At 46.4% G+C, this 11,864-nt stretch carries 8 protein-coding genes; 4 read left to right on the top strand and 4 right to left on the bottom strand.

The features are described 5' to 3' along the window. Nucleotides 1-248: 248 nt before the first annotated feature. Nucleotides 249-722 (top strand): Fur family transcriptional regulator, encoded by a 474-nt coding sequence (locus tag IAQ59_RS11675; protein ID WP_209330987.1) that lies wholly within the window; start codon nucleotides 249-251, stop codon nucleotides 720-722. A gap of 5 nt (nucleotides 723-727) precedes the next feature. On the opposite strand, the gene IAQ59_RS11670 is transcribed toward IAQ59_RS11675, so the two are convergent. The 4 genes from IAQ59_RS11670 to IAQ59_RS11655 all read right to left on the bottom strand — a co-directional run bounded on the left by IAQ59_RS11670 (nucleotide 728) and on the right by IAQ59_RS11655 (nucleotide 3,863). Further along, nucleotides 728-1,180 carry an SRPBCC family protein gene (locus IAQ59_RS11670; RefSeq protein ID WP_342450700.1) on the bottom strand — a complete coding sequence of 151 codons (453 nt, stop codon included), beginning with the start codon at nucleotides 1,178-1,180 and terminating at the stop codon, nucleotides 728-730. Nucleotides 1,181-1,207: 27 nt separating this feature from the next. Further along, nucleotides 1,208-2,146 (bottom strand): protease modulator HflC, encoded by a 939-nt coding sequence (gene hflC, locus IAQ59_RS11665; RefSeq protein ID WP_209330986.1) that lies wholly within the window; start codon nucleotides 2,144-2,146, stop codon nucleotides 1,208-1,210. After that, nucleotides 2,143-3,120 (bottom strand): FtsH protease activity modulator HflK, encoded by a 978-nt coding sequence (gene hflK, locus IAQ59_RS11660; protein ID WP_209330985.1) that lies wholly within the window; start codon nucleotides 3,118-3,120, stop codon nucleotides 2,143-2,145. The genes hflC and hflK overlap by 4 nt, the downstream gene beginning before the upstream one ends. A gap of 131 nt (nucleotides 3,121-3,251) precedes the next feature. Beyond that, nucleotides 3,252-3,863 carry a cytochrome c oxidase subunit 3 gene (locus tag IAQ59_RS11655; RefSeq protein ID WP_209330984.1) on the bottom strand — a complete coding sequence of 204 codons (612 nt, stop codon included), beginning with the start codon at nucleotides 3,861-3,863 and terminating at the stop codon, nucleotides 3,252-3,254. Between the two features lie 190 nt (nucleotides 3,864-4,053). On the opposite strand from IAQ59_RS11655, the gene mfd reads away from it, so the two are divergent. The 3 genes from mfd (at nucleotide 4,054) to IAQ59_RS11640 (ending at nucleotide 11,855) form a co-directional block, all read left to right on the top strand. Further along, nucleotides 4,054-7,407, top strand: coding sequence for a transcription-repair coupling factor (gene mfd / locus IAQ59_RS11650; RefSeq protein WP_209330983.1), 3,354 nt, complete (start codon nucleotides 4,054-4,056; stop codon nucleotides 7,405-7,407). A 258-nt stretch (nucleotides 7,408-7,665) separates the two neighbouring features. Then, complete coding sequence (gene gldJ / locus IAQ59_RS11645; protein ID WP_209330982.1) at nucleotides 7,666-8,883, top strand: gliding motility lipoprotein GldJ; 1,218 nt, start codon at nucleotides 7,666-7,668, stop codon at nucleotides 8,881-8,883. 173 nt (nucleotides 8,884-9,056) lie between these two features. Continuing rightward, nucleotides 9,057-11,855 (top strand): YCF48-related protein, encoded by a 2,799-nt coding sequence (locus IAQ59_RS11640; RefSeq protein ID WP_209330981.1) that lies wholly within the window; start codon nucleotides 9,057-9,059, stop codon nucleotides 11,853-11,855. Nucleotides 11,856-11,864: the final 9 nt, after the last annotated feature.

Here is an 11,864-nt window from a genome sequence, read left to right as displayed (position 1 = left end):
AAATAATTCTGAGTTGCAGCAGTTTGTTGTAGAATCTTTAAATAAATGTTGTTTCAATAACTGGAATGCCTCAAAATTGTTGCGGTTTTTGGGTTACTGGCATGCGGCAAACTCAGTAGACCAGTTGATTTGCGCTTCGGATTTAATTTAGAATGAAAGCAAATAAGATTTAATGAGAGGTCAGGAATCACCGCCCGTTTGATAAAATCTAAAAAAAGCCGCATATTTAATTTTCATAACCAACAGCTATGGCAGAAAAGTCACTTATAGAAAAAGCAAAAAAAATATTTGAAAACTATTTACTACGTCAGGGCAGTAGAAAGACCCCTGAGCGTTTTTCGGTTATAGATGAATTATATGCCCTTCCGCAGGACGAGCACATTGATGTGGAAGGACTTTTTTTGCTGATGCGAAATAAGGGGTATTCGATTAGTCGGGCAACGATCTACAATACACTGGATCTTTTGGTGGAATGCGGACTGGCCGTTAAGCATCAATTTAAAGATAAAGTGGCCCTTTACGAACAAGCGCTTACCTACAAGCACCACGACCACTATGTGTGTAATCAGTGTAGAAAAATAAAGGAGTTTTCCGATGAACGTATCAACTTGATCAAAGACGCCATCGGGAAAGAATTCGAATCTTCCATCACTAGCCATTCCCTTGTCTTGTATGGAGATTGTAGAATCACCGATTGTGAAAATCTACACCTGACTATGTAATGTTTTTACGGGTTTTCTTTTGCGAAAACCTTGCGGTAAATGGGCTTTCTATAAAGAAATTGAAAATATAGTACCGGGTACAAGATCGGGGTTAGTAGGCTAAACCTGCCGCTAAAGGAGATTTCGTCGCGGATCACCGTCTGTTCATCCCCTTGGCGGATTATCCGGTGTTTATGTTTCCATTTACGTAAGAAGAAGGGAAGCGATACCCCTTCGTCCACAAAATAATATTCTTCGGCAGTAATGGCGGAATTGGTGATCTTGCTAGTCCAGTTTACTTTGGCAATCAGCATGTTGATTTCCAAAGATACGAGGTCTCCGACTTCTGATCCATCAAAACGTGTGAGCCTTACGGTGGGAAAGGGAGGATTCAGCTTGAGCAAAAGTTCGCTGCTGAATCCTTCCTTTACCTTTAGATAATGTTGGTCCACCTGGGTGGATAGGGTGATATGCATCATATCCTAGTTAAACCAACGGTGATCGGATTAGTTTAACCTTTTGAAATAACGGAACAATTCCGAGTCAGAGGAGATAATCAAGCTGGTGTTTTCGTCTAGGGATTTTTCGAAGGCTTCCATGCTTCTCAAAAAGCGGTACAGATCGACTGCCTGTCTGTTTCGGTTATAAACCGCTGAGTAGATCTCAGATGCCTCAGCATCCGCTCGTCCACGGATTTCTTCGGCTTTTTGGTAAGCTTCTGATTGAATTTGAGCCAAATCACGTTCTTTGTTCCCTTCAATCACACGAGCTTCACCTTGACCCTCAGATCGAAACTGGTCTGCAATACGGTTTCGTTCGGAAATCATTCGGTCGTATACCCGATCCCTGACTTCATCTACGTAGTTCATACGCTTGAACCGAAAGTCCAGAATGCGGACACCCAGGTCTAGGCAGCGTTGGTTGGCTTTTTCCAAGACGATCTTTTCGATGGCAGCCCTGCCCACTTCAATATCCTCAAGCACTTCAATTTCCTCCATAAAATCTTCGGTCACTTCCGGGTCTCTGTTAGAAGACCGAACCAAGTCCAACAGGTCGTTGCTGGCTATCGCATTTCTGGTTTCTCCATCTAGGATATCATCGAGTCGTGACTGTGCAGATCGTTCATCCCGAAGCCGTATAAAGAATTGCAAGGGGTCTGTAATCTGCCACCTGGCATAGGTGTCTACAAAAATAAATTTCTTGTCCTTCGTGGGGACTTGGTTTTTGTCCCCATCCCACTCCAAGTATCTTTTGTCGAAAAATTGGGTTTTTTGAATAAAAGGAATCTTAAAGTTCATTCCCGGGCTGGTCCGCTGTTCGCCTACCGGCTTGCCGAATTGCGTCACGATGGCCTGCTGGGTTTCATCTAGGATAAATACGGAATCGTTCAGTGTAAACAGGAGTATTGCCCCTACTACCAGATAGATGATTAGTTGATTGTTCATGGGTTCAGTTTTTTAGGTTCTCCGTTAAGGTTCAGAAGAGGCAATACGCTGCTTCCTTTTTCGTCGGTGATGATTTTATTCCGTAGTTTGGGCAACACCCGTTCGATGGTTTCCAAATAGATTCGTTGTTTGGTTACTTCGGGCGCTTTGATGTAAGCCTCATACACTGAATTGAATCGGTTGGCTTCCCCCCGTGCGCGATTTACCCGGTTTAAGGCATAGGCTTCAGCTAGTTGGATGGTTTCGGTAGCCTCACCCCTTGCGCGCGGAATCACCCGGTTATACTCTGCTTCGGCCTGATTGATCAGAGTCTCTCTTTCCTGCTGCGCTTCGTTTACCGCGTTAAAAGAAGGCTTGACCGGTTCCGGTGGATTGACGTCTTGAAGTACCACCTGGTCTATGCGAATGCCATTTTCGTACTCGTCGCACATTTCCTGCAGCAGCACCTCCACGCTGGAGGCGATTTCTTGCCGCCCTACGGTGAGCACTTCGTTTACGGTCCGGTCGCCCACAATCTTTCGCATGGCCGCCTCTGACATATCCCTAAGGGTCTTCTCCGCATTCCTTACCCTAAAAAGAAACTTGTAGGAGTCGATGATCCTATACTGAATGACCCACTCTACATCTGTAAGGTTTAAGTCGCCGGTCAGCATCATGCTCTCGTCCAAAAACCCCGTTTTTGAATATTCAGATCGTTCCGCGGCATTGGACGTTCGGAACCCAAATTCCTGTTTTAGTTGGCGCTGTACAGGGATTTTGTAGATCGATTCCATGAAGGGGATGATAAATGCCAAACCCGGCTGAAGTGTCCGGTTGTATTCCCCAAGCTGAATAACAACCCCTTCCTCTTCCGGCCCTACGGTTTTGATGGAAGTTCCCAGTATTATCAATAGGACAATACCCAAAATAATCTTAACCAGGTATTTTTTAATCCAGTCGGGATTGATATTTATCTCGTATTGTTCTTGTGACATAGTTTTTTATTTATTTATCTGAGACGTGACTACAACAGGTAAAGTTACGAAGCACCGGCCCGAATTCAATCAAAAAGGGTCTTATTGCTCAGAAATAACCCTAAAAGTACCAAAACCCTATCTCAGGCGCCTCAAATAACCATGATTAGGGTAAAGAAGAGAACGATCCAGACGATGTCCATAAATTTCCAATAGGTGGAAAAAAGCATGAATTTCATCCTCTCGTAAGGGTTTGAGAAAAGAAACAGGTGTTTTACGGCATCGTTTTCGCATGTGCGCAGATGCATCACTAGGACTACTGCGTAGATCATGGCCCCCACCAAATGAATCAGGTGAATCCCGCTAAGTACGTATAAAAAACTGCCGGAGGGCAAACCTACAAAAGTGATCCCCATGGCATTCAGTTCACGCCAGCCCAGCAACTGTAACCCCGTGAAAAGCAGCCCTAGGAGAAGCGTTTCCACCACAGCGGATTTTAACTTCCTGCTATCTGAGGCATTAAATTGGGGTACGATCTTGGTAACGGTATACCCGCTTAGAATCAGTGCAAAGGTGCTTACCACGAAGGATTTAGGGATATTGGATAGCCCGGAAAAAGAAAAAGTCGCTTGAGAGCCTAAAAATGCGATCAGCAAAAAGAGAAAGATCAGGCCCGATCCAAACATGCCTAAATAAACCAATGTCTGATAGGGATGCATGTTTTCTATTCGGCTAAACCAGTGTACTTTTTCTTTCGTAGCCATGTGTTTTCTTTCTTTTTAAAGGTAAACAAATTGAGGAGATGATGGTTCAGCAGATTATTCTTAAATAGGTACCAAAAAATGAAAGCATGAAAGCGAGGGGGTGAGCATCTTGCACAGGCTTTTACAGGGTATTCGTAAGTTATTTTCTAACTTGCAGCCGATTTACATACCCCTAAAATTCAAGCTAGTTTTGGAAAAAGTTGATTTCTTGAGGCTTTACGAGCAGGATGCGGTTATCCGCAGTATAGCCGATAAGCTCGCAAAAAGTGGTAGTGATTTCGTTCAGCTTAAAGGGCTTTCCGGCAGCTCGGACATGGTGGTCATTCATTCGCTTGCGAAAATACTAGGGGGATTTCACATCGTAGTGGCCCATGACCAGGAAGAGGCTAGCTACCTGCATGGCGATCTGGAAGTGATCAAGGAAGGTCAAAGTCCGCTATATTTCCCCGCTACCACCAAAAAGCCCTACCAATATGAAGAAGTAGACAATGCCAATGTGTTAATGCGCTCAGAAGTAATGAGTACCTTGCTTTCTAATACGTTAACCGGTGGCATGCTCGTAACCTACCCGGAGGCACTCTACGAAAAGGTAGTCAATAAGAAAAGTTTAAAAGAAAGCACCTTTGGTGTCAAGGTTGGGGAAGCGGTAGATGTGCCATTTTTAGAGGAACTGCTGCATACCTATGGATTTGAAAAGGCAGATTTCGTCTACGAACCAGGGCAGTTTGCGATTCGAGGGGGTATTATCGATGTTTTTTCCTATGCGTTTGATTTGCCTTATCGCTTGGAGCTTTTTGGCAAAGAAATCGAGAGCATCAGAACCTTTGATCCGGAGAGTCAGCTTTCGCAAAGTACCTTGGGCGAAATCACGATTGTTCCCAATGTGCAGACACTTTTCAAAGAGGAAATGAGGCAGTCACTGGTATCCTTTTTTCCGGAGGATACTTGGCTTTGGTTCAAGGATAAGGCCCATGCGTTGGATCAGATGGACCGCCTATTTCAGGAGGCAGAAGAGCGTTATCAGCGAGACAAGGGGCAAAGCGACGCGGGGAAATCCGTACTGATGGATCCCGAAAAGCTGTTTGACACGGGAAGTTCGTTTATTAGCAAAGTGCCGACTTTCCGAAAGGTGGAGTTCGGACATGTTTCCTCCCCGCAAGCAGCTGAAGTGTTCCAATTCGAGACCAAACCCCAGCCATCTTTCAACAAAAATTTTGATCTCCTGGTCGCCAATCTGCAAGAAAACGAGCGCAGGGGCTTTGTAAATATCATCAGCTCGGATAGCGAAAAACAGATTGACCGCCTGAAAAATATCTTTGAGGAACTGGATCCTACCTTACGTATTCAACCATTGATGCTTAGTTTACGGGGAGGCTATATCGACGAGTCCCTGCAGCTAGCCTGCTACACGGATCACGAGATTTTTGAGCGGTTTCACCGGCACAAGGGTAAAAGGCGCGTGAGCAAATCAAAGGCGCTGACATTAAAGGAGTTGAGAAGCCTGCAGCCTGGTGATTTCATTGTACATGTGGACTATGGGGTCGGTAGGTTTGCCGGCTTGGAAAAAGTAGACGTAAACGGTAAATTCCAGGAAGCCATCCGGCTGGTGTTTCGGGATGATGATCTATTGTACGTCAATATTCATGCCTTACATAAGATCTCCAAGTATTCGGGACAGGAGGGGACTCAGCCGGTAATGTCCAAGCTGGGCTCGCCTGAATGGGAAAACAAAAAGAAGCGGGTAAAAAGTAAAGTAAAGGACATTGCCAAGGACCTGATTGCGCTCTATGCCAAACGAACGAGTGCTCGTGGACATGCCTTCAGCAGTGACAGCGTGCTGCAGGTGGAGCTGGAGAGCTCTTTTATCTACGAAGACACCCCTGACCAAGCTACGGCAACCGCCGATGTCAAAAGAGACATGGAAAAGCATTATCCGATGGACCGGCTGGTATGTGGGGATGTGGGGTTTGGCAAAACCGAGGTGGCGATACGTGCCGCGTTCAAAGCGGTCAATGACCGTAAGCAGGTGGCAGTGCTGGTACCGACTACGATTTTGGCCATGCAACATTACCACACATTTAAGGAGCGGCTGGGACAATTTCCGGTCGAAATCGATTACATAAACCGGTTTCGTACGGCAAAAGACATCAAAGAAATCATTCGCAAGGTAAATACAGGGGAGATTGACATACTCATAGGTACCCACCGGATTGTGAACAAGGATATCCAATTCAAGGATCTGGGGCTGTTGGTCATCGATGAGGAGCAGAAGTTTGGGGTTAAGGTAAAGGATCAACTCAAGCAGCTAAGAGTAAATGTGGATGTGCTAACCCTTACGGCTACGCCTATTCCCCGTACCTTGCACTTTTCCTTAATGGGGGCTAGAGACCTCTCTGTTATCGCCACCCCGCCTCCCAATCGGCAGCCAGTTACGACAGAGATTTACACCTTTCAGGAAGAGATCATCCGTGATGCGATCGTAAATGAATTGAGACGGGGCGGACAAGTGTTTTTCGTTCATAATCGCGTGGGGGAGATCGATTCTATCGCAAACCTCATTCTTCGTTTGGTGCCTGATGCCAAGGTGATCGGCGCTCATGGACAAATGGATGGAAAGCTGCTGGAGAAAATCATGGTGAGCTTTATCGAGGGTGAATACGACGTGTTGATTTCGACGAATATCATCGAGTCTGGCCTGGACATCCCGAATGCAAACACCATCATTATCAACCGAGCACACATGTTCGGTGTAAGCGATCTACACCAAATGAGAGGAAGGGTTGGCAGAAGCAATAAGAAGGCCTTCTGTTACCTACTCACCCCCCCCACGGCCGTACTTACTCCGGAGTCAAGACGAAGGCTTGCCGCCTTGGAGGAGTTTTCCGATTTGGGCGATGGATTTAAAGTGGCTATGAGGGACTTGGATATTCGGGGTGCCGGTAATCTGTTGGGCGCTGAACAAAGTGGCTTTATAAGTGACCTTGGCTTTGAGATGTACCATAAAATCCTTGATGAAGCCGTGCAGGAATTGAAGGAAAATGAATTTGCCGCCTTGTTCGAGGCAGATTTAAAGGAAAAGGTACAGGTACTGGTGCGTGACTGCGTAATTGAAACAGATCTCGAACTGCTGATACCAGAGACCTATGTGAGCAACATTTCCGAGCGATTAAGTCTGTATGCCAAGTTGGACAATGTGAAAACCGAAGAAGAGCTCGCAAAACTTGCGGCAGAAATGGCAGATCGGTTCGGACCTATCCCAAACAATGTGGTTACCTTGTTGGAAACTGTCCGTTTGCGCTGGCTTGCCGAGCAGCTTGGTTTTGAAAAACTGGTACTGAAAAGCAAACAAATGAAGTGTCACTTTGTTTCATCAGAACGCACGGAGTACTACCAGTCGCCGTTATTTGGCAATATCTTGAAAAAAGTGCAGCATTTGGGAAAAAATGCCAAAATAAAAGAACACAAAAACCGTTTGATTCTTGTAGTCAGTCACGTGCAAACGGTCGAAGATGCCAAGAAAGCGTTGGAAGATCTCAATAACTAGGGGGTTTATATAGTACAATTAGTGCGACTTGCCGATAAAAATATGGAACATATGGGCAAAAAGCGCTCCTATGAGCTTGTAGCAGAAAGTTCCGACATAAAAGTTTATTGCTAAAGTATATTATTGATCTTATATTAGCGTTTTAATTAGAGGAAAAACCAAGCTATTCTCGCATGGAAACGAGCCCAGATTCTGATCGGGTCAGACATCCTGATACATCGGGACAAGTTGCGGTAACTGAAAAACAATTATAGACACATGAATTCAGGGAACAAATTTTATTCGTTGGCGACTGCCTTCCTCATGGTCGGTTCAATGTTATTTTTTTATGGCTGCGGCAGTCAGAGTGATCGAAGGACTGCAAGCAATCCGGGTCGGGTTAGTGCCTCCACAGGTGCTGTCTATAATTTCAATGACGATGACACGACGAAATTTCAGGTGTTCACGCTGCCTAAGGAGGTGGTTGGACCGAGGCTGAAATTTATCCAAGGTGGAAGAGCCGTTTTAGGATCCCAAGAGCAGGACATTATGGGCTTTCGGGACAACATTGAGAGAACGGTAACTGTCGCCTCGTTTTTTTTGGATGAAACAGAGGTAACCAATGTGGACTACAAGGAGTTCCTCTTTAACATGAAGACCCGGGTAAGTACGGATTCCATCCTCAAATTACAGCCAAATGACCGCGTTTGGGACGGTCTACTGTCCTATAATGACGTTTACGCAACCTATTACTTCAATTATCCTGGTTTTAATTTTTACCCCGTAGCTGGTGTAAGCTGGACCCAAGCAAATGTGTATGCCAAGTGGCGTACCATTTATGTAAACGAACTCAATAGAGAAAGAAATGAATTGGACTCCACCTTATCCCAAAGCCAGCTTATTGAGCGTGGGGCAGTTTTTCCAGACTACAGGTTACCCAATGAGGCCGAGTGGGAATACGCTGCAAAGGCGATGATCGGAACCCAATACATGGACGAAAACCAAGAAAATGGCCGTATCTACCCTTGGGACGGAAGGGGCCCTAGGAATCCCTACAATATAAAGCGAAAGGCTCGGCAGGGAGACTTCTTGGCGAACTTCAAGCGCGGCAGAGGGGACTATGCGGGTATAGCGGGTTCTGTTTCTAACGATGGAGACATTATCCCAACGAACGTATATAACTACCCCGCGAATGATTTTGGGCTTTATAACATGGCCGGGAACATGAATGAGTGGGTGCAAGATGTGTATAGACCACTTTCGTTTCAGGATTTTGACGATCTAAACCCCCTTCGTAAAGACGGTGTTTTTGACGAGGAAAGTACCTACAATACATCCATGATCAGCGACGAATTCCGGGTGTACAAAGGTGGATCTTGGAGAGATGTGGCGTATTGGCTTGCACCCGGTGCAAGGCGATTTTTACACCAAGATTCGGCCACCAACCACATTGGCTTTCGCTGTGCGATGATAGCCGTGGGAGGTAGGGACAGATAAGACCCCTAGTAATTGGCATATCCAAACCGCTTTGATGAGTTCAAAGCGGTTTTTTTATGGCTTTTAAGTTCGGATCGCTTAAAAAAGACCTGCGCTTAATTTTGGATTACATTATAATTTGTGAATAATAGTTTTATTTTTGTGAGGTAAAGAACTTGTTTCAAGGGGTTTGTATGAAGAGGATAGTATTTTTAGGGTTGCTGCTGCTGACCACGCAGGCTTTTTCACAGAGTTGGAGAAGGGTAGGAAGTTGGGGAAATGACTATTCCGATATCAAGTGGATAAATAACGAGGTAGGGTACATCTGCGGGGAGAATATTTTCCTAAAATCAATTGACGCGGGTCTGAGTTGGGCCGAATTTCCGGCTCCGTCTTCTGAAATGGTCACCGCAATGGATTTCTTTGATGAAGAAAGGGGCTTGGTATTAGCTGCCAGGGGAGAGGTGTATATTACGGGAAATGGAGGCCGCTCGTGGCAATCTAAGGCGTTGCCAAGCCAAGAGTTGCTTAAGAAGGTCCTGTATATGAGTGCTACACAAGCGTGGATCATTGGGGAAAACGGAACGTTGATGCAATCCTCTGACGGTGGACAGACCTGGGCGCTCCGGCCTACAAATGCTAGCAGTGATTTCAATGATATTTTTTTCGTTGATTCGCTTACAGGTTACATTGCTACTTCCGGATCGTCGGTGTTGAAGACCACCGACGGAGGAGCTACTTGGCAGGAGCTCGGTACCGAGTTTGAAGTATCCCTGCATGGAATTCACTTTGTGAGTCACGAAGAGGGGTATGCGGTGGGAAGTTTGGGCACCATTATCAAGACAATTGACGGAGCGGTAACCTGGCAGTTCATCAACAGCGGGATTGATACCGATTTTACCGGTGTGACGTTCAATCGAAATAATCCGCTGATAGGTGTGATCATAGGAAAGAGTGGAACCATGCTTCGAACCTTCAATGGGGGCCTTTCTTTTGTGCAAGTGATCAGTAGAACGGTACAAGATCTCAACGCTATTGACTTTCGACAGGAAACCAACAACGTCTTTGCGGTAGCCAATAGTGGCTTCTTGGTTTCTTCTACCAATTCTGGTGCATCATGGTCCATCAGGCTTTCAGGTCGTTCCAGTGACTTTTCGGCAGTGCAATTTACCTCTGACCTCCGGGGGTACATTGTTGGAGCGGAAGGGTTGGTACTGCTCACCGGTAACGGTGGGAATAGTTTTACAGACCGGTCGCGTAACCTGTCGTTGGGATTCAAGGCATTGCACTTTGTTTCTGCCGGTGCGGGATATGTATCGGGGGAAAATGGGAATCTAATCAGTACCACCAACTCCGGTGCCAACTGGACTACGCTCAACCCAGGAACCAACCGAAGCATCAATGGGATTCACTTTTTTAATTTGGATAGGGGGTTCGTGGTAGGTGAACGGGGATACATCGCCAGTACGGAAAACCGCGGCATCAATTGGGTTACGATAAACTCTGGAGAATCTGTATTGAATTTCAATGCCATTACCTTTTTTGAGGAAAGCGAGGGAATCATCATCGGAGATGCCGGGTTTCTGGCGAGATCGGCGAACGGGACTACCTGGACTAGGGTAACTGGTTCTACGAATGCAAACCTTCGGGCCATCTCGGTGCTTGATGAGCAGACGGCTTTGGTAGTCGGGGATCAGGGAGTTATTCTCAAAACTGTAAACAGGGGTAGTACTTGGGCCAGAATTTCAAGTGGCTATAGTGCTGATTTTACCGATGTGGCGTTTTTGGATGAGTCAGTTGGATTTATCACCGGGCGGTCAGGCTTGATGATTCGGACTTTTGACGGAGGTGAAACTTGGGAAAGGCTGGAAACCGGAACTTTTCAGGATTTGACGGGGCTTAGCTTTGGGGATTTGAATGTGGGCTACGCTGTGGGACAAAACGGTCTTTTATTTCAATATACCTGCCAAGTCCCGGTGCAGCCTACGGCCATTTTTGGCGAGAACAACATTTGCGTGAGCAGGCAAATCTACACTATCCAACAGGGAGAGGAGCCAGGTACTACCTACGAATGGCGGGTAGATGGAGGAAGCATCGTGGAAGGGCAAGGAACCAACCGGATTGTGGTGAATTGGGACATCGCTGGCAGGAATGCCGTAATGGTAAGAGGGCAAAATTCCTGCGGCAACGGCCCCACTTCCGCGTTGGAGGTAGTGGTTTCGAGGCAGCCGGATTCAGCCCCTCCCATACAGGGGGATGGAGTGGTTTGTTTGGGAACGATCAGTGAGTTTTTTGTAGATTCTATTCCAGGCACGGAATATGTTTGGCAGGTTACCGGGGGGATTGTTCGGGGAGGTCAAGGGACATCGAATATAGAGGTAGAGTGGACCACACTAGGAAACCATACAGTGAGGGTATCCACTACAAACCCTTGCGGGCAAGGACCCACGTCTCAGAAGCCTTTGCGAGTGATTACCGTTCCCAATCAGCCTGGGCAGATCACCGGATCTACCCAAGTTGGGTTTCAGGAGGTTGACTATGAAGTGCCTTCGGTGCAGGACATTAATTATCAATGGGCGCTTACGGGAGGAGGCACGATTCTTAGCGGCCAAGGAACAAGCCGGGTTCGCGTGAAGTGGGAGCAGGATGGCGATTACAGCCTCACGGTAACCCCGTTCAATGCCTGCGAAGACGGAGCGTCCCGGACCATTGAAGTGAATGTAAATTTTATTACAGCTATAGAGGAAACGCCCCATCCAGCTGGTTTTCAGATTTATCCCAATCCATCTACGGGCGACGTACGGGTACGATTGGGAGGTATCTCCGATGTAAGGGAACTACGGATCTACAATCACCTGGGTCAGGAGATTTTGAACAGACCGCTTGAAGGCATTCGTGGCGAACTGGAAGTCAAAGATCTTCCAAAGGGATTGCTCCAAGTAGTCCTAAGGGGCAGAACCAAGGAATATACCAAGACACTCTGGATACGGTAGGTGTTTTGG

This window comes from Lunatimonas salinarum (genome assembly GCF_017811155.1).
GTDB classification, from domain to species: Bacteria; Bacteroidota; Bacteroidia; order Cytophagales; family Cyclobacteriaceae; genus Lunatimonas; species Lunatimonas salinarum.
The sequence above is the reverse complement of the archived record's forward strand: the minus strand, read 5'-3'. Positions and strand labels throughout refer to the sequence as shown.